The sequence below is a fragment of the Bacteroides sp. NSJ-39 genome (genome assembly GCF_014287315.1).
Classification (GTDB): Bacteria; Bacteroidota; Bacteroidia; order Bacteroidales; family Bacteroidaceae; genus Bacteroides; species Bacteroides finegoldii.
The window spans coordinates 69479-88588 of the sequence record NZ_JACOOB010000016.1 but is presented as its reverse complement, the minus strand read 5'-3'; the positions used below and the strand labels follow the sequence as shown (position 1 = coordinate 88588).

The following is a 19110-nucleotide window of genomic DNA, read 5'->3' as shown; positions in this document are numbered from 1 at the left end:
TCCAAGATGAAAAAGTATCTGAAAATCGCATTATTGGTAGTCGTTGCTATCATTCTTGTCGGAACATTTGTGTTCCTTTATCAGAAATCCAAACCTAAGGTAATCACTTACGAAACAGTTAGACCGGAAGTGACTGACCTCCAAAAAACAACAGTAGCTACCGGAAAGGTGGAACCGAGAGACGAAATCTTAATCAAGCCGCAGATTTCGGGTATTATCGACGAAGTGTACAAAGAAGCCGGACAAGCTGTGAAGAAAGGGGAAGTTATCGCCAAAGTAAAAGTAATCCCTGAACTCGGTCAACTGAATTCTGCGGAAAGTCGTGTGCGCCTGGCAGAGATTAATGCAACACAGGCAGAAACGGATTTTGCCCGCGTAAAGAAGTTGTACGAAGATCAGCTGATTAGCCGGGAAGAATATGAGAAAAGTGAAGTAGCTTTGAAGCAGGCTCGCGAAGAAAGACAGACGGCTAAAGATAATCTGGAAATCGTAAAAGAAGGGATTACCAAAAACAGTGCCTCTTTCAGCAGTACCCTGATTCGTTCCACTATCGACGGACTGATTCTGGATATACCTGTCAAGGCTGGAAACTCCGTTATCATGAGCAACACTTTCAACGACGGAACCACTATCGCCACAGTAGCCAATATGAACGACATGATTTTCCGTGGTAATATTGATGAAACGGAAGTGGGACGTATCCATGAACAGATGCCGATCAAACTGACAATCGGAGCTTTGCAGAATCTGACTTTCAACGCCATTCTGGAATATATCTCTCCGAAAGGGGTAGAAACCAATGGTGCCAACCAATTTGAAATCAAGGCTGCAATTACCATTCCGGATTCCGTACTGATCCGTTCCGGATATTCGGCTAATGCGGAAATCGTATTACAAAGAGCCAATCAGGTATTGGCAGTACCCGAAAGCACTGTTGAATTTAGTGGTGACTCTACATTTGTGTACATCATGACAGATTCAGTGCCCGAACAAAAGTTCCAGCGTACACAGGTGACTGCCGGTATGAGTGATGGGATCAAGATAGAAATCAAGAAAGGGGTAACCATTCAGGACAAAATACGTGGTGCAGAGAAAAAAGATAAATAATTGAATCCGATGAAAATAATTCGTAAAACCATATCAGCCTTTCTGCTTGCCGGAGTCGGAATCATCTCCATCCAGGCACAGAACAACCCTTCGCAAGCGTGGACGCTGCGGCAATGTATCGACTATGCCATTGAGCATAATATAGAAATCCGTCAATCGGCCAATAATGTCGAAGCAGGCAAAGTGAGCGTAAACACCACTAAATGGGCACGCCTTCCGAATTTGAGTGGTAGTGCCAGTCAAAACTGGAGTTGGGGGCGTACCGCTTCTCCGATAGACAACTCGTATAGTGACATCAACAGCGCCAATACCAGTTTCAGCTTGGGAACAAACGTACCTATATTTACCGGTTTGCAATTGCCCAACCAATATTCACTTGCCAAACTGGATTTAAAAGCTGCTATAGAAGATTTGAATAAAGCCAAAGAAGACATTGCAATCAATGTCACTTCCGCTTATTTGCAGGTTTTATTCAACCAAGAATTAAGTAAGGTTGCTCATAATCAGGTAGATTTAAGCAAAGACCAGTTAAAGCGCATCCAAGGGCTCCACGGAGTGGGTAAGGCGTCCTCTTCTGAAGTGGCCGAAGCACAAGCCCGTGTTGCACAGGATGAAATGACTGCTGTACAATCAGACAATACATACAAGTTGTCATTATTAGACCTCACCCAACTTTTGGAATTACCTACGCCTGAAGGATTCGTGCTCGAAAGTCCTAAGGAAGAACTAGAGTTCGAATCTCTCACTCCGCCGGATGACATATATACACAGGCACTTGCTTACAAACCAAGCATTAAGGCTGCAGAATACCGTTTACAAGGTAGTCTTAATAGTATTCGTATTGCCCAAAGTGCGTTTTATCCACAACTCTCTTTCAGCGCCGGTTTGGGTAGCAATTATTATACTGTGAGCGGAAGATCAGAAAACAGCTTCGGCAGTCAGATAAAGAACAACTTGAATAAGTATGTAGGATTCAATTTGAGCGTTCCGATCTTTAATCGTTTTTCTACACGAAACCAAGTACGCACCGCTCGTTTACAACAAATAGACTTATCTTTGAGATTGGATAACGCAAAGAAAGTACTCTACAAAGAGATTCAGCAGGCTTGGTATAATGCTCTAGCTGCTGAAAGCAAGTACAACTCCAGTGAAGTGGCAGTGAAAGCTAACGAGGAGTCTTTCCGCTTGATGAGTGAGAAATTCAATAACGGCAAAGCTACCTTTGTAGAATATAATGAAGCCAAACTTAATCTGACGAAAGCTCTTTCGGATAAGTTGCAAGCAAAATACGACTATCTGTTCAGGACTAAAATTCTGGATTTCTACAAAGGACAAGTCATTGAATAAAAAGAAATATATTTGAGTTTAGTATAGTAGTTCCTTAAAACATATCCGTTGGTTCATTCGTTATTATAGAAAGAACTAACGGATATGAAGTGTTTTATCATCATAGTGATCGTAGTGATTAGTAATACATTTTTAGGAGTTGCTAAACCAATGAAAAATCAATCAGAAATCTATTTTGCAGGAGGATGCTTCTGGGGAACAGAACATTTCCTGAAACAGATTCGAGGAGTAGAAAGTACTCAAGTAGGATATGCCAACAGTAATGTTGCCAACCCGAGTTATGAACAGGTCTGTTCAGGAAAAACCAATGCTGCGGAAACAGTAAAGGTGGTTTATGATCCTAAAACGGTAGATTTAAATTTGCTGCTCGATCTGTATTTCAAGACAATTGACCCTACCAGCCTCAACCGTCAGGGTAATGACCGGGGAACACAGTATAGAACCGGAATTTATTATGTAGATAAAGAAGATCTTCCTGTCATTAACCAGGCTATTAAACTATTGTCTGCACAATATAAGACTCCTATCGCTATAGAAGTAAAGCCATTGACTAATTTCTATCCGGCAGAGACTTACCATCAGGACTATCTGGATAAAAATCCGGGAGGATACTGCCACATCAATCCTGCTTTATTTGAAATGGCACGCAAAGCCAATGCACCGAAAACAAAAGTGTATCAAAAACCGGATGACTCAACCCTCCGCAAGGAACTGTCGGCGGAACAATATGCAGTAACCCAGAAGAATGCCACCGAACCGGCCTTCCACAATGAATACTGGAATGAGCATCGCCCAGACATTTATGTTGATAGAAGAAAGATACTTCGCATGGCATGATACGTACGGAAGTGCGCAGTAGAACCGGAGATGCCCATTTGGGACACGTATTTACAGATGGTCCGAAAGAGAAAATGCAAGAGGAAGGTTATGGAGAATATCTACCACTCGTCAAATAGATATTGAAGAGTTACAAAAGCTAATCGTAACTGTTCATTAGAAAAACAGAACGGTGTACGAAAACGAACGAGGTTGTGTCAAAATGCTGACACAACCTCATCCAAGTTACGGGCGTTGCCCGGAATAGTCTAGCCGGTGAAAACCCGGAGTCTAGTTCTCCTTCCGCTGAGGAGTAATGAGATTGATATAAATAATAAAGGAATAGGTTATCTTCTTGAACCGCTGCTGTTTCTTTCAGAGGAACGGGAAGAGCTTTGAGTGCTATTGCTTCTCGCACTTCCGGAAGAAGAGCGTCTTTCTGTTTGTCCACTAGAGACATTGCTCCGGGTAGATCTACTGCGACCAGAATCACTGCGACTGGAACTACCGCGCCTGGAACTGGAAGAGCTGTTATTTCTCTCAGAACTGTTATTTCTATTATAGGGACTACTATCGTTTCGTTTACTTGAACTTCCTCTCGAACTACTACTTGTTTTTCCACTTTCACGATTGAAGCCAGTTGAACTTCCGCTTGTTGGTCTGCGATTAGAGCTTGAAGAACCGGGACCTGTTTCCGGACGGTAAGAATTACCCGGACGAGTCGGTGCATTATGCGGACGTACCGAAGAATTCGGACGAATCCGAACCGAGCCAAAATCCGAACGGCGGTAAGAGTGATACACTCTTTGATCTCTTACCCGATGAGGCGTAGAATAATGGTGAAAATTATTGTATCTACCCCGATAATAGCTGGTATGATGAATATGCGGACGATAGTGCGCTCCACAATAGGTATGATAATGATAAGGCACACCGAAATAGAACAAGCCGCGATTCGGATAATTGATATAAACCCGTAAACTCCATCTTCCTCCGGTCACATAAATCGGCCGATAAAAATAATCGGCTCCCATGAACCGGCGATATTGTCCATCACTCAATACCCAACGAAGATCGTCATTACGGATATCCAACGCTTCATAATAGTCATCCATCGCCCATTCATAACCACGTGCCACGTAATCCATGATATTACGTACCGAATAAATAAAGTCGTAATTAATCTCATACGCATCATTATATTGTTGAGTGGTCAGATTCAGTTCATACGCCATCTTATCTGTAAGAAAACGTGTTTCCTTACGTATCTTGCTAGTACTCATTCCTGCCATCACAGTCATACCGGCACCCAAACCGATAGCAAAAAGTAAAAATAATATCCGCTTCATAATTCAACCTCCTATCATTTATTATTTCAATACCCCCACACTTAATCATTTATCACTATCGACGTCTGCCGTAGCTTTGCACAAACTTATTCATCTCATCCTTGTTAGACGAAAATGTCAGCGTAGCAATGACTGTAAAGAAAGCCCCTTTATCAACGATACGCGGATACATCATCTTCATAATCTCCATCCGGTCATCATCAAAAGTATAAAGTCGCGTCAATTCAAGACATTGCCCGGAAGTAAAATCCGAACCGGCCAACGCCGTCTTAATCATCTCCATGCGGTCATCCTTAAAAGGTTCTTTCTTCACCTCACTGAGAAACTTCTTAAAAAGTTGCTCACTCATCACTCTGTCATATTGACTATCCGGACAATATCCCTCTTGTCCGGGGCGGCCAGGACTACCAGGACGAATCTCTCCACGTCCATCCACGTAAATCTCTTTCACACTATTCCCATCAAAATAAATACGTTCATTATATAACCGCCTCCCTTTCCATACTCTCTCTCCCGGACGGGCAGAGCGTGTAGCATACACTTCAACGGTGTAATATCCTGATTTCAAGTTAGCGACAAAACATGTTGTAGTCGGCAGACACATCTGGTTTCCTCCCAAATACACAAGAATCGGGGTATCTCCGCCATCAATACGAATTCCACTTACAGCCTGCGCCTTTAAAGAGAGAGCAGCGAGTAGGATACAGAAACTTATTACAATCTTACGCATACTTATCCAGTTTTTATTATTAATATCTCTAATCTGATAGTACAAAAATAGGGTGAGAAAACTCCCCACCCCAATGATTCCCTCTATTCGTGCATAGGGATTTCCCTATTCTATTTAGGATTCCACCAAAGCAATGCCATCCTCATGCAAGGTAATCAGACGTTTCTTATACAAATCGCCTACTCCTTTCTTAAAGGTTTTCTTACTCACACCGAACGTATCATAAATATCTTCCGCAGGACTCTTGTCGTTCAGATGAATCCGTCCTCCCTGCTCTTTGATATAATCAAGTAATGTCTTCGCAAAATCATCGACCTTTTCAAAACCGGGTTTCTGAAGAATCAAATCCACCTTTCCATCCTCACGCACCTGTTTCACAAAAGCCTTCATTTCCATTCCGGTCTCTATCGAACTGAATATTTCATTCTCATACAGTAAGCCGCTATACATATCATCTATAATTGCCTTAAAGCCCAAGTCTGTTTTCTGCCAGATAAGAATATTCACCTCTGCTCCCGGAGCATATTCCGGCTTTTCTTTCGACAGATAACGTTCCACTTTTGCTGAAGCCACAATACGGTAACTCTCTTCATCCACATGTGCATGAACCACGTATTTCCGTCCAACCTGCATTTTCATCTTCTGCTCACGGAACGGCACAAACAGGTCTTTCATCAATCCCCAGTTCAGGAAAGCTCCGTATTGATTTACCCAGGAGACTTCCAGACAAGCAAACTGTCCGACCTGCACTAACGGGGTCAGTGTCGTAGCAATCAGCCTCTCATCCATATCCAGGTAAAGAAACACATTCAAAAAATCTCCTATCTTACAATCCTCGGGCACATAGCGGGTAGGCAACAAAATCTCACCTTCTTCCCCACCATCGAGATATACGCCGAAATCGACTTCCTTCACGACTTCAAGCTGGTTGAACTTTCCTAATTCGATGCTCATATTTTTCCTATTTATACACTATCATATTTAGATCCATCGCAAAGATAATCTATTTTGAACAAAACTACCCTTCCAGGCACTATAACTTTTCGTTATCGGGTAAAACTATTTGCAATGAACAATCAGGCTCGCAATATGTTAACTTTGTAACGGCAAAAAGAAATGAAAAAGTTATTCACCTTTAAATATATTAAGCTTTATGGAATTTTTGACTAACGAGAAACTTACAATTGTGGGAGCTGCCGGAATGATCGGCTCTAATATGGCGCAAACAGCCATGATGATGAAACTGACTCCGAATATCTGTCTGTACGATCCATTCGCACCGGCTTTGGAGGGAGTGGCGGAAGAACTGTATCACTGTGGCTTTGAAGGCGTCAACCTCACTTACACCTCCGACATCGAGGAAGCGTTGACCGGAGCTTCTTATATCGTATCTTCCGGTGGAGCAGCCCGCAAGGCTGGCATGACTCGTGAAGATTTGCTGAAAGGTAATGCAGAAATTGCCGCTCAGTTCGGCAAAGACGTTCGCCAATATTGCCCGAATGTAAAGCACATCGTAGTCATTTTCAACCCTGCGGATATCACCGGGCTGATTACCTTATTATATTCAGGTCTGAAACCTTCACAAGTTTCCACCCTCGCCGCATTGGACAGCACCCGCCTACAAAACGAATTGGTGAAATACTTCCATATCTCCGCTTCCGACATTCAGAATTGCCGTACGTATGGCGGTCATGGAGAACAAATGGCAGTATTTGCCTCTACAACAAAAATAAAGGGAGAACCGCTGACTGACTTTATCGGTACCACCCGCCTGCCATTAAACGAATGGGAAGAACTGAAAGTACGCGTCATACAAGGGGGAAAACATATCATCGACCTACGCGGACGTTCTTCTTTCCAGAGTCCGGCCTATCTTTCCATCGAAATGATTGCCGCCGCTATGGGAGGACAACCTTTCCGCTGGCCTGCCGGAACCTATGTCTCAAACGGGAAGTTCGATCATATCATGATGGCAATGGAAACTTCGATCACCAAAGATGGCATTACTTATAAGGAAGTAGCGGGAACACCTGCCGAACAGGAAGAATTGGAAAAGAGTTACGAACATCTGTGCAAGCTCCGCGACGAAGTCATTGAAATGGGAATCATCCCAGCCATCAAAGATTGGCATACATTAAATCCGAACATCTATTAAACGGATAATATTAGTATAACGCCGGAACTGAACGATATTTTCTATATCGGAGTTCCGGCTTATTTTGTTTATGAGTGCGACGCAGGCAGGGAAGAACATTCCGGGCAAACGCCCTTCAACACATAGTTTATACTATGCAGTGCAAATCCCTTCGGCAGATCAATGACCGGAATATGCGTGCCTTCCAAACAGAATGTCCTGTGACATTTCTCGCAATAGAAATGCGAATGTAAATCCTGAACCACACAATTGCAGGAATTATCACAAACAGCATATTTCAACGACCCACTTCCATCATCTATACTATGTATCAGGTGATGCGATAAAAAGAGAGCGATTGTCCGGGATATAGTCGACTTGTCAACCGTATCCAATAACGTTTCCAAATCGAGCAATGATACCGCACGCCCGACTTCCATCATATTCTTCAGTATGAGAAGCCTTATCGCCGTCGGTTTGATATCTCTCCGCGCCAACTTATCCAAATAAATATTCTCTTCCATATTCTCTCCTATTTTATCATTTTCTGTATTCTTACAGCATTCATAATAGCGAGCAACGCCACACCGACATCCGCAAAAACGGCTTCCCAAAGAGTAGCGATTCCACCCGCTCCCAATATCAGCACTAACAGTTTCACTCCGAATGCAAGCGTAATATTCTGCCAGATAATCCGGTGTGTCAGTTTTCCTACCTTTATAGCTTCCGCCACCTTAGACGGCTGGTCCGTCTGAATCACCACATCAGCGGTTTCTATTGCCGCATCACTGCCCAAGCCACCCATAGCGATACCGACATGGCTCAACGCCAATACGGGCGCATCATTCATGCCATCGCCTACAAACGCTATCTGATTAGCCTCATCCTGCCGCAGTTCTTCCAAATGTCGCACTTTCCCTTCCGGCAGCAAGTCTCCATACGCCTTCGATATACCTAGCTTTTCAGCAAAGTTAGTAACAATACTTTGTTTATCACCGGACAATATCTGAATGTTTTCAATATTCAACGCTTTTAGGTTATCAATCGCTGTTTTTGCATCGTCTTTCAGCGTATCAGCTAATAACAAATAACCGGCATAGTTAGTTCCGATGGAACAGACCACAACCGTATCGGTTATCTTCAACAATTCTGCCGGATATGCAATATTAAATTTGGACAACAGTCGACTGTTTCCGACCAACACAGTATTTCCGTCAACCGTCGCCTCCAGACCAAAACCGGCAAACTCTCTCGTATCAGAGGTTGACACCAGTTCTACATTCTGTTGTTTCGCATATTCCACAATGGCTTTAGCTATCGGATGTGTGCTATTTCGTTCTACCGAAGCTATCAATCGAATCAGGTCTTCTTTCGCAATACCGGACACCGGTTTACATTCCTGCACCTCAAACGTTCCTTTCGTCAGAGTCCCTGTTTTATCGAATACAACTGTATTGATTTTCGTAATAGCATCCAGATAGTTCCCGCCTTTAAACAGGATGCCAAGCCGGGATGCGGCTCCGATACCTCCAAAATATCCCAACGGGATGCTCACCACCAAAGCGCATGGACACGAAATTACGAGAAAAACCAAAGTTCTGTACAACCAATCATTAAATGTAAATACAAAGTGCGTGCCAAACAACGAATAGACAAATGGCAGAAGAACGATTAATACTGCCATCCCTATTACAATCGGGGTGTAGACACGCGCAAACTTCCGAAGAAACAACTCTGCCGGTGCTTTCCGTTCGGAAGCGTTCTGAACCAGTTCCAGTATCCGGGCAAGCGCACTTTTATCAAAAGGTCTTGTCACCTTTATACGAATAACCTTATCCGTCACAATCATTCCGGCAAGTACTTCCTCTCCTTTCCGAATATTGCGCGGCACACTTTCACCCGTTAGCGCCGCTGTATTGAATGCAGCGACCTCACTCTCCATCGTTCCGTCCAAAGGTACCCGCTCACCTGCTTTTACTTCAATTATCTCACCGACTTTGATATTCTTCGGGCTCTCTACAATCAATTCATGATCTCTCAGCACCAAAGCTTTTTCCGGTCTCACATCCAAGAGAGCGCCAATATTACGTTTCGCTTTATCAACCGCTTTCTCCTGAAATAGCTCTCCGACTGTATAGAACAGCATTACAGCCACCCCTTCCGGATACTCGCCTATATAAAACGCACCGATTGTAGCCACAATCATTAGAGTAAACTCACTGAAATAATCGCGTTCCTTCATGCTTTCCCAAGCCTCTTTCATCACAGGAATCCCTACCGGGAGATAAGCTATGACATACCAAGCCAAAGCGACATATTCCTTCTGGAAAAATGCCACATCCAAAGCATTCATTACGATACCGGCTATCAGCAATATAAATGAAAGTCCGACTTTCCAATATTCTTGAAATACAGACCTCTTAACTCCAATTTCCTTTTCAGACGCACACCCGTGTCCGTGTGCACAACAACTGCAATGTCCCATATCTTTCCTCCTTTAGCTGCTGCAAAGATAGCGAATGATTCGTGCAACAAAGTTGCAAAGATACATTTGATAAGATTTACCCGCCCGAAAAAAGGAAGTAAGACGTAAGCGCTACCAACTATTCCAACATCGCTATAACGGCTTCTTGAACAAATGCTACAAAAGCTGTTTTCACATAGTCTTTAATACATTCTACTTGTTCTTGCGTTAATTCGACCTCTCCATTTCTGTAAATATCCCGAGCTAGTTCCAACTCGCCCAAATCAGCAGTTTTCTGATAAATTGCATTACCTAGCACTTTGGACATATCAAAAGGAATAATATTCCCTTCAATGTCTTTTACTTCAATTCTTCTAAAGTCTATTTTCATGATTTAAAATTTATTACGTCCAACAATCATCACATTAAAAGTTTGATCCGCATTATCCCCTCCTCTGTTTCGTACATATATGACAAAATAATTGTTGTATATTTCCGGAACAAACACAAAACTATGATTGCTTATACAGGTCGTAAACACCATATAATCAGTGTCATTTAGGTTATGGTCAACTATATAAACTCCCGTACTACTTCTACGCACCCTATTTATCGTACATCCATTACCCCAATTCGCTTGAACATCACCTCCGCTAGATATTCTACCAGCCCATAATACTCCGGGAGCATTCCATACATCACCGCTACGTTGATAAAACATATGTTGACCAGCACTTTTTATGGCATATCCCGTTGTATTAGCCCCATTTGCTGTAATAGCCAATGCAGTACCACCACCATAAGTAGACAAAGACAAAGCATCCCCCTGATCATTTCGAATATTCATCATCCCTTCCCCTTGTTCATTAATTCTTAGAAACTTGCCTCCGTTACATTCCAGATTGAGACCGGCTATAGTTGGATCACCTATACCTGTGCTATAATTAGCCATGATTCTATTGTTGTATATCTTCCACGAACCAATAGTAGCTCCGTCACTCACTGTTAAATTTTCCGTATACAAATTCTTCGCGTCAATCATCGGCACCCCATTCACCTCTTTAAACATAGCGATCTCAACTCCCGAGTTACTTCGGACAAGAGTTTTATCAGCCGTCAACACTATTTTACGATTAGAAATATCAATACCGGTTTTCAATAATTCTTTAGCAAATGCTCCTAACTTTCTTATTGATACATTTCTAATATATCCTGTTCCACCTATACCTCCCAAAGCTGTTACTTTAAAAGTAGGAACAGATGAAATATTCCGAACCTTAAAAATTTGGGATATAGTCTGCCAACTATTCAATTCCTTAGCAAGGAACGTTTTCTGACCACCATTAGCTTCAAATTCATAAGATACTGTTAAATTCGCAGTATCTGCGTAAACCTCAAAACCAAGTTGATACTCCCCATCCATCCCTATCTCTGTAACATAGCGAGGAATATTGACCGAGGTATGTACGGAATGGTCTGAATATATTTCCTGAACATAGCCCGAAAGCAAACGATACCAACCACAATCGCTCCCGGTATTATTAGAACTATCTTTTCTATATCCCACTATTACAAAATGTTGCCCTGCAGCAGGAACCGTGATTGAAACCGTCTTGGTGTTTGTTCCGGTTCCCGAAACTCGATCCTGGTAATTAGAATAAGAAGCATTTGCATCATCCACTTTTCCAACAAAAAGCCAGTCATAATTAGATTCCGAGTTTGCCTTAATTTCAAATCTCACCACAGCATTTGCAACATTTGTATAGAATAAGATCTTTTCACGAGTAACCTGATTGTGGGTTATAACAGGAGATTTGCGATAAACCCCATCTATAGTCCATAATCCATAACTATCCATATTCACATATTCCACACTCACAGGTTTCTGGTAACGTGTTCTGAGCTCAAAAACCGGAAAATCGAATCGCGTTGTATTCAAATGCGCATGATACCCTTCCTCCGGATTGGCAATACTTGCATCATAGTCACTCCATCCGATTGCAGAAACTGTACCATTAAGGCTCTCATCCCATCCCGGATGCACCTCTTTCTGTCCAGCATAATCACTATTAGGAACCAGATTATCACCTCCTCTCACAGTATCTTGAACCACATTTTCAATACCACCAACCGAGAATTCCAATCCGTCCGGATCTACTAGCCGCCCATCTACAGTCAGTTCCAGTCCACTTACATTATGCTTAATCGCTCCTCCCGTCATTTCCCAACCTTGTGTCCTATTCTGATCACCTACAAATATAGAAGAAGCCCCCAACACATCAATAGAAGCATTTTCCGCAAGCATGACCTGAGTAGCCACATTGACAAACTCATTAAAATTGCTCCATTGCGCAGAATCAAAAACAGTGTCCGAGGTATGAGAAACCTTACATACATAACTGTTGCCATTATAAATTACCGTATCCCGATACATACTATCATTTACATAATCAACTCCAGTTTGCCATATTCCACGAGGGCGGAGCAGGCTTCCATCCTTACCATCAATCCCTTTCCTTACAAGCAATTTCCAATCAGCAGCATCTTCCGTCGGTTCCTGTTCCGTCGAATTCTCGGAAATACAAAGCCATGTACTTCCATTATACACCACCTCATCATAATAATAGTAAGAATTTCCTAGTACATATTCACCTTTAAAACAGGGAACCGGCGTTTCTGTAACACCATCAGAAGACAATTGCCTGATTGTTCCAGTCAGATACACATTACGCAAATAAGCGCTGTGTCCTTCCATATTGATACCAAACAATTTCAAGTTTGACAAATCTCCCAACTGCATCACAATACAATCTTTTGTAATCTCCCAGTTACTAACTCCCGACAAATAACGCTTATAACTTTGTGTCTCATAACTGGAACACTGCCTGGAAACATTCGTAAAATTACCATAACAGACAAAATGCATCAATGCACACGGATGATGCGTCGTTCCGTCACGAAGCACATAAGCAAACGTAGCCTCATCCACTATCTCCGTAACCCGGAAATAAACCGTTTGAAAACCTATCGCATCATTAAACGTAGCCTTGCAAATATCATCTACCGCCACCGAAGCAACCTCCCCCGGCTCAAGCTTCAACCGAATCCTGCAGGTCTCTTCATCCACAGAAGCGATAATGCCACCTCCCGAAGCATTCCAACGTTCCCCACTGACCACTTCGACCCGGTTATATCGCAACTCGTCCGATTCCAGAAAGCCACGAACACGTACATTACCAAATTCTGCATCACCTGAAGGAGAAATCAACCATCCCAAAAACTTTTCAGCATAATCATAGGAAGAAACAGTACCGGAGAATGAAGCTTCCTTACCTACCAGTTTATCAAGAATATGCATGATTTGAGTAGTGACTTCCGTTGCGGTAAGCGTATCGGTTGTCAATCCTCCCGTTACCGAAAGCCCTTGTTCTATAAGTAACCCACCTAAGAATTTGAGGAAATAATTGCTTTCATCCGGACGCAGCTTGCTAATAGCACGTTCATCGATTTCTTTCCGGGAACGCAAAGATGAAAACACATCATAATTGGTCGGAGTCTTTGTATCCCAAGTTTTCAACACTTCAATAATAGCCTGTTTGAAATTCTCGGCCACTACATACTTCAAATCATTCAGTCCTGTATCGATACTTTTCTTCCATCCCTTCCCTACCTTATTCGTACATTCGATAGTAGCACCGGACAAATTATCGAGCTTACGTGAAATTCTCGTTATACGTGTATCCTTGTACCCCGTTTCACCGAAATACTCGTTACTCAACAGTCGGACACGTTGTCCCGGAATGAGGGGTACCCGATTGGCATCCACGTAAATATAATCCATGTCACAACGATAAACAATTGTATCAACACTTCCCTTTTGCAGATAATCACGTACGGCGGCTTCATATTCCTTTTCAGCCTGCGTATAATACTCATCGGGCATACTGATATTCCACAAGATATATTCATCACCAGACGCAGGAATTATATGACCGCCCGGAATCTGCGTCCTCTCGTCAGGAAACGTCGTGATAATCTCAAATTCACGCGTATTACTATTATAATTCACTTCAAAATCACGCCCGTTCAATTCACCACTCAGAAAACTAATATGTTTCACCAAACCGGGAAGTTCATAATCATTCGGATTGAAATTCAATTCCTTATCCTTGAAGTAATAAATTGTATACGGCTTCTCATTCTTCTTCTCAATATGGCGGACATCAGACACTTTGCCGACACGCTTGGGGTAAATTTCAGAGAAAGCAGCTTCCTCCACCTGTTCATATAATCCATACTGAATATTTTGTTCTACATACTTTTGCCGTCCGGGAAGTTGCAACCGGGAAAAGCCATATTTACTCCGGTCAATATTGCGGGCACTACCCAAAGGAATCAACCGGGTAAAGAATTTCACATCACTGCTGTTCTCAGTAAGAGCTATTTTAGTCAGTCCCTGTCCGTAGCCAAGACTTACCGCATCTTCACGTTCACAGCGGGTCAAGTTTACGTGATGCCCGTCTATCCACCACTCCGTCTCAAAAGTCTCGGCAATCATGCCAAGAGCATCCCAGCAATTCACATTGCTGTATTCAATGTTTCGTTTTCCGTTGTCAACAACTTCACCCACTTTCCATGTATCAGAGCCATCAATACGGTTCAGATTATCCACCACTTTTTGTAGATGGGCTGCCGCATTATTATCCAGTGAGAACTGGGATTCAAACTGCCCGTCCGTCAGATTCAACATCTTCACCCGCTCTGCATCATGTTCCGGTCCGTAAAAATGCATATTGTAACTGTACTCCAACGTACTATTCTGCTGTGGCCGGTACTCACTACGGATAGTAAAACGGATGTCCGCGACTTCTATATAGTCATTTACCAAAAAAGTCAAGAGTTCAGGAGAAATAAAACTGACAGAGAGACTGTTTTCGGACATCAGTTCATGGGTCCAGGTACAAGAAGAAGAGGTAGGAGCGGTAAATTTCAAAATACCTTCTCCATTATAAATATTTAATTCCATAAGTCATTTCATTTTTTCAATTATTATACACTCGGAACCGGCTCCCGCAACTTCACCTTAAAACGTGCAGCGTACAAGCCATCCTTTTCGAGGAAAGTCAGTTGATCATAACTACTACATTCCTTATAATACATCCGGTACGTCTTATCTATTTCCGGCAATCGTATTTGAAGCCATCCACTTTTAAGAAGATTGACAAAGCCGGTATAACGTTCCAACCATTTCTGTGTTGTCTCCGCTACAATAGCAAAATATAGGGTCACATCCCGCGCCTCGAATCTCGGTTGAGGCAATACTTCCGGTAACTCTTCACCATCTCGTTCGCGATAAACTACGGCAGGATAATCCTTCATGGAAGGTGGTTTGAGCAATGCCGAGTAATTACTATAATCACCTTGCTTGTCCTCTGTAAGGAAAGCTCCATACTGTAGATACACATCCTGATTATTGACAAGCAATAATCCTTCTAAAATCTTTTCCATACTTATTTCATTTTAATTCCATCACGTTTCAATTCCGATATATCTGCCGCCATCTGTTCCAAATGGTAGCAATAGCCTGTATTGCGTACAATAGCAACCAATGAGTCCGATGCTTCGTACATGGAACGGCTGATATCAAAAACAATAGTATCTATGCTGCTCACATGATCCTGAACAGAAGTAAACAATCCTTCGAGTTTTGTTCCTTGCTCTTGAGACATGGTAGTGAAGGAGCCGGAGCGACCGGACTGCGCGGAATTTTCTTCTTTCTCTTTTTCTTCCAAGTCGATACCGGCTTCGGAAAAACTCTCTTTCATTGTTTCCCATGCAGCATTGTATTGTTGGCCTAATTCCATCACTCCTCTTTTAAAATCAGAGGCAGCCTTAGGGTCAAGAGAGTAATTATAATTTCCTTTATCCATAGATTGGAACAAACTACTCACGAGTTTATTCATCTCTTCCGTCAACATATTCCGAGCCAATGTTTTCTTTATAATATTTCCAATAGCTCCATCTATATTCTGTGACAATTCATCCAGCGCATTATCAATAGAAGGATCTGTAAAAGAATCAACAATCATATTAGTTATATCTGCAAAAGAGAATCCCAATATAGTGTCTTGTACTTCTTGATTAAATTTTGCCAGTTTTTCTTTACTCTCGGCCATAGCTTTTATATACTCCCTCATCTCACTCGGAATATGCGCCCAAAGACTTGGAATCTCTCTTAGTTTCACCAACTGTTCATCACTCATCTCACTCCAAGTAGTAGTATTTATTCCTATTTGCCTTAACTCTGATTTATATCCTTTGAGCCTATCATTCAAGCGATAACCGTAAGAGTGACTAAAAGCTGAAGAACCAGCAGAAGCTGCTTCTCCCAACATTGTACGGCTAGCGGTGATCTGTTTACCAATATCTTCTGCAGTCTTCCTTATGTTATTGCCAAAGTTATTACCCCCCAATTTGTCCAATAAGCCGATCTGTTTATCTATCAAATCATCCATTGCCTCCATCCAGACACCATAACGAGCTACCATTCCGGCATCCATCTCTTTTTTCGCTCCTATCAATCCGGCAGTTACAGATATTACTTGTTCAGCTGCAGCCGCAATACCACCCACGAGTCCTCCATTAGCAAACCCATCCGCAATACTGCCAACGGCATCTAAAGCCATATCCAATCCTTCATCCAGTCCACCAAACGCCCCTTTCAAAGAGCCGACAACCTCGCTTGCAGTCTGCATCCGCCCTTGAAAAGTAGTAGCAAAATCCATAGCTTTCTCTTTAGCTTCCTCTTCGCTACTCCCAAGTTTTTGATAATGCTTCACTAATGAGTTCATTGTCTTCTCGTCTAATATTCCTTTTATAGACTTAGGCTTTTTGCCTTGTTTCTCAAGGCCGGCAATAGTAGTTTCTAATTGTTCTTTTGCTTGCAGGCTCTGCTCATCATTCATTGTGGACAAAATTGCCAATCGTTCTTTTGCATATTTCAACATAATATCATTACGTTGCTGCTCTACATACTCATCCATCTCCAAGCCTTGAGTTGCAATTTCTTGACGCTGAAGTTCTATTTGCTCCGCATTATCCAGCACATCTAATTTAGAACGGTTCCTTTCTGTATCTTTATCAGCTTCCCTGTTCTTATTGATAGATTCAATCATTTCCGGATCTTTATTTGCTCTTTTAACTAGTTCATCATAGGCTTTGTCTATATCCATTAGGCGTTTTTCTAAAGCTGACGCTGAATGGGAGTTTATCTCGTCCTGCAAGTCTCTCACACGTTGTTTTTCATTTTCATTAATGCTCTTTTTTCCCTTGTCATGTCTTGCATTCTCTTTCATACGTTGTTTGTCAGCCTGTGAAGTAACAATCTTTTCTGCATTTTCATCAACCTTAATACCTTTTTTCCTCGCCTCTTTAATCGCCTGAATACGATCATTCTCTTCTTTATTAATCCTATCCAACTCCAATTGATGATTTAATTCCTCCCGCTCCCTCTCTTTTTTAGCTCCATCCTCAAGAGCAGCAATAGTCATTGCTGTTATTTTTCTTCTTGCTTTAAGTTCCGCCTGTCCGAGTTGTTCTATAAATGAAGTTTGCTCTTCCGGTGTAACTGTACGAATATTAGCACCAGTTATTTTATCTAGTTTAGATTGTTCCGCATTTATCTGAACCATCAGTTTATTATATTCCCCCCTACTTGTGACCTTTGATAAAGCTTCCTTTTTTCTTTTTATACTTGCTTCAATAGCTTCTATTGATCCTTTCACTACTGTATCAGCCGCCTTAATATCTGCTTTTTTTAGTATTTCCGCACTTTGATTAGAAAAAGCGAGACTTTGGGTTATATACTTCGTGCCCTCTTCCGCTTGTGCTTTAGCTTTTTTTATAGCTTTACTTTTATTGGAATTGTCTACTTCATAAGATATAACCGGTCCAAACATTCCTTGTGAAACAAATACAGTCTTCTTATCAGGCATACTTTCAGCCTCCATCATTGCAATCATAGATGCTTTATACTTTTCCGAAGCCAATTCCATAGCTGCTGCCGCTTTAGCTCTCAATTCAATACTTTCTATAAAAGCATCTTTTTGACTATTAAAAAGATTTTCGGCATCAGCTACACTCGTTATAGATACCCCCAATCGTTTGAAAGCCTCTTGATTCTCATCAATATATTTCTGTTTATCTTCCAGAGATTCTCCCAAAGCTTCATATTCACCACTCATTTTCTGGAAATTCGCAACTGTAGAAGCAGACATATCTGCGACTTTACTTCTGAATGCTTCATTTGCCTTAGCAGCTTCGGCTTGCGAAGTCGTATAATTATCCCATAGCAGAACTAACCCCGTAATGACAACAGAAAGTCCTAAAGTTAATGTAGCCATCAATGCTTGTGCAGCAACTGTCGAAATGCCCAAAGAAGTGGCAAGTGCCATATTCGCTGCAGTAAGCACCTGTTTTGCTCGTGACAAAAGAAGGGTATTAGAGATTCCAGCACCATTCAAAACATTTGCTATCTGCTGTAAAGAATTGGTAATTGAAATCATTGTTTGTAGCTTAGCTTGAATTTGCGTCAGGCGAGACTGCGCTATCCCTAACAGAGATGCCGTATTGATAGCCACATTCATTCCAGAACTCATTAATTTCAAATCCTCTTTTACTCCCTTCAAATTTAAGAGTTTACCATCATCAGGAGATACTGAAGACAAAATATCCGCATTACTCCTTACCACCCCCAATTGAGTATTCAAGCCAACCAGCTCACTTTTTAAATTTCCAATTTCAGAACGTAGTACAATTATCATTGCCAAATTTTCCGTTTGGTCTATTTTAGCACTCATTGCCCGTTCAAAAACTTTTTGCATTGAAAGCAAACTATTCTCTAATTTTCTGATCTCTTCATTCAGATTAATGACTGACGAACTCAAGGCATCAACTTTATCAGTAGTACTTTGCATATTTCGCAATGCACTACTATTCATAATGTTTTCTAAATCGATTGTTCCCATGTACTTGATATTGTTTAATTCCACATCATTTATTCAATTAAAACAACACAAACATACCATAGGAAAGCCTATAACACAAATAAGTCCGTAACACCTACATAAATATATGTAAGCGTTACAGACTTATTATCAATAAA

Annotated in this window: 12 protein-coding genes and 1 pseudogene; 4 read left to right on the top strand and 9 right to left on the bottom strand. The window is 41.7% G+C overall.

The genetic code is table 11. The features are described from left to right. Nucleotides 1–6: 6 nt before the first annotated feature. The 3 genes and pseudogenes from H8S63_RS15910 to msrA all read left to right on the top strand — a co-directional run bounded on the left by H8S63_RS15910 (nt 7) and on the right by msrA (nt 3410). The gene (locus H8S63_RS15910) at nt 7–1107 is read left to right on the top strand and encodes an efflux RND transporter periplasmic adaptor subunit (protein ID WP_055279212.1); all 1101 of its coding nucleotides are present in this window, start codon (nt 7–9) and stop codon (nt 1105–1107) included. 9 nt (nt 1108–1116) lie between these two features. Continuing rightward, nucleotides 1117–2454, top strand: coding sequence for a TolC family protein (locus H8S63_RS15905; protein ID WP_186927353.1), 1338 nt, complete (start codon nt 1117–1119; stop codon nt 2452–2454). An 84-nt stretch (nt 2455–2538) separates the two neighbouring features. After that, a pseudogene (gene msrA / locus H8S63_RS15900) lies at nt 2539–3410 on the top strand (peptide-methionine (S)-S-oxide reductase MsrA). A gap of 207 nt (nt 3411–3617) precedes the next feature. Here the strand turns inward: msrA and H8S63_RS15895 are convergent. The 3 genes from H8S63_RS15895 to H8S63_RS15885 all read right to left on the bottom strand — a co-directional run bounded on the left by H8S63_RS15895 (nt 3618) and on the right by H8S63_RS15885 (nt 6303). Further along, a complete protein-coding gene (locus H8S63_RS15895; protein WP_186927352.1) occupies nt 3618–4619 on the bottom strand; it encodes a hypothetical protein in 1002 nt (333 codons plus the stop codon). Between the two features lie 55 nt (nt 4620–4674). Continuing rightward, nucleotides 4675–5349: a DUF4476 domain-containing protein gene (locus H8S63_RS15890; RefSeq protein ID WP_186927351.1), complete on the bottom strand. Its 675-nt coding sequence runs from the start codon at nt 5347–5349 to the stop codon at nt 4675–4677. A gap of 114 nt (nt 5350–5463) precedes the next feature. Beyond that, nucleotides 5464–6303, bottom strand: coding sequence for a S1 RNA-binding domain-containing protein (locus H8S63_RS15885; RefSeq protein WP_186927350.1), 840 nt, complete (start codon nt 6301–6303; stop codon nt 5464–5466). Between the two features lie 199 nt (nt 6304–6502). Between H8S63_RS15885 and H8S63_RS15880 the strand changes: the two genes are divergently transcribed. Beyond that, nucleotides 6503–7504: a malate dehydrogenase gene (locus H8S63_RS15880; protein WP_186927349.1), complete on the top strand. Its 1002-nt coding sequence runs from the start codon at nt 6503–6505 to the stop codon at nt 7502–7504. A gap of 68 nt (nt 7505–7572) precedes the next feature. On the opposite strand, the gene H8S63_RS15875 is transcribed toward H8S63_RS15880, so the two are convergent. The 6 genes from H8S63_RS15875 to H8S63_RS15845 all read right to left on the bottom strand — a co-directional run bounded on the left by H8S63_RS15875 (nt 7573) and on the right by H8S63_RS15845 (nt 18973). Continuing rightward, entirely contained in the window at nt 7573–8007 is a 435-nt protein-coding gene (locus tag H8S63_RS15875) for a Fur family transcriptional regulator (RefSeq protein WP_143865290.1), read from the bottom strand. An 8-nt stretch (nt 8008–8015) separates the two neighbouring features. Next, a complete protein-coding gene (locus H8S63_RS15870) occupies nt 8016–9968 on the bottom strand; it encodes a heavy metal translocating P-type ATPase (RefSeq protein WP_186927348.1) in 1953 nt (650 codons plus the stop codon). Between the two features lie 118 nt (nt 9969–10086). Next, on the bottom strand, nt 10087–10338 hold the full coding sequence (locus H8S63_RS15865) for a hypothetical protein (RefSeq protein WP_186927347.1): 252 nt from the start codon (nt 10336–10338) through the stop codon (nt 10087–10089). Nucleotides 10339–10341: 3 nt separating this feature from the next. Beyond that, on the bottom strand, nt 10342–14973 hold the full coding sequence (locus tag H8S63_RS15855; RefSeq protein ID WP_229102250.1) for a hypothetical protein: 4632 nt from the start codon (nt 14971–14973) through the stop codon (nt 10342–10344). Nucleotides 14974–14996: 23 nt separating this feature from the next. Then, the gene (locus H8S63_RS15850) at nt 14997–15455 is read right to left on the bottom strand and encodes a hypothetical protein (RefSeq protein ID WP_186927346.1); all 459 of its coding nucleotides are present in this window, start codon (nt 15453–15455) and stop codon (nt 14997–14999) included. Between the two features lie 2 nt (nt 15456–15457). Beyond that, nucleotides 15458–18973, bottom strand: a complete 3516-nt coding sequence (locus tag H8S63_RS15845) for a hypothetical protein (protein WP_186927345.1) — start codon at nt 18971–18973, stop codon at nt 15458–15460. Between the last annotated feature and the right edge of the window lie 137 nt (nt 18974–19110).